Annotated in this window: 1 rRNA gene; it reads right to left on the bottom strand. The window is 54.1% G+C overall.

The annotated features are described in order from the left end of the window. Positions 1-1,577, bottom strand: a 23S ribosomal RNA gene (locus FS373_RS31345); the annotation flags it as partial.

The following is a 1,577-nucleotide window of genomic DNA, read 5'->3' as shown; positions in this document are numbered from 1 at the left end:
AGATGCTTTCAGCACTTATCCCTTCCGCACATAGCTACCCAGCGATGCTCTTGGCAGAACAACTGGTACACCAGCGGTGCGTCCATCCCGGTCCTCTCGTACTAAGGACAGCTCCTCTCAAATTTCCTACGCCCACGACGGATAGGGACCGAACTGTCTCACGACGTTCTGAACCCAGCTCGCGTACCGCTTTAATGGGCGAACAGCCCAACCCTTGGGACCGACTACAGCCCCAGGATGCGATGAGCCGACATCGAGGTGCCAAACCTCCCCGTCGATGTGGACTCTTGGGGGAGATAAGCCTGTTATCCCCGGGGTAGCTTTTATCCGTTGAGCGATGGCCCTTCCATGCGGAACCACCGGATCACTAAGCCCGACTTTCGTCCCTGCTCGACTTGTAGGTCTCGCAGTCAAGCTCCCTTGTGCCTTTACACTCTACGAATGATTTCCAACCATTCTGAGGGAACCTTTGGGCGCCTCCGTTACTCTTTAGGAGGCGACCGCCCCAGTCAAACTGCCCACCTGACACTGTCTCCCACCTCGATAAGAGGTGCGGGTTAGAATTTCAATACAGCCAGAGTAGTATCCCACCGACGCCTCCACCGAAGCTAGCGCTCCGGCTTCTCAGGCTCCTACCTATCCTGTACAAGCTGTACCAAAATTCAATATCAGGCTACAGTAAAGCTCCACGGGGTCTTTCCGTCCTGTCGCGGGTAACCTGCATCTTCACAGGTACTATAATTTCACCGAGTCTCTCGTTGAGACAGTGCCCAGATCGTTACGCCTTTCGTGCGGGTCGGAACTTACCCGACAAGGAATTTCGCTACCTTAGGACCGTTATAGTTACGGCCGCCGTTTACTGGGGCTTCAATTCAGAGCTTCGCTTACGCTAACCCCTCCTCTTAACCTTCCAGCACCGGGCAGGCGTCAGCCCCTATACTTCGCCTTGCGGCTTCGCAGAGACCTGTGTTTTTGCTAAACAGTCGCCTGGGCCTATTCACTGCGGCTCTTCAGGGCTATTCACCCTAAAAAGCACCCCTTCTCCCGAAGTTACGGGGTCATTTTGCCGAGTTCCTTAACGAGAGTTCTCTCGCACACCTTAGGATTCTCTCCTCGCCTACCTGTGTCGGTTTGCGGTACGGGCACCTGTTTTCTCACTAGAGGCTTTTCTTGGCAGTGTGGAATCAGGAACTTCGGTACTATATTTCCCTCGCTATCACAGCTCAGCCTTCACGGTAAGCGGATTTTCCTGCTTACCAGCCTAACTGCTTAGACGCACATATCCAGCAGTGCGCTTACCCTATCCTCCTGCGTCCCCCCATCGCTCAAACAAAAACGAGGTGGTACAGGAATATCAACCTGTTGTCCATCGCCTACGCCTTTCGGCCTCGGCTTAGGTCCCGACTAACCCTGAGCGGACGAGCCTTCCTCAGGAAACCTTAGGCATACGGTGGATGGGATTCTCACCCATCTTTCGCTACTCATACCGGCATTCTCACTTCTAAGCGCTCCACCAGTCCTTCCGGTCTAGCTTCAACGCCCTTAGAACGCTCTCCTACCACGGATATCGTAGATAT

The sequence above is a fragment of the Shewanella sp. YLB-07 genome, assembly GCF_009377275.1.
This window is presented reverse-complemented; position numbering and strand designations above follow the sequence as displayed.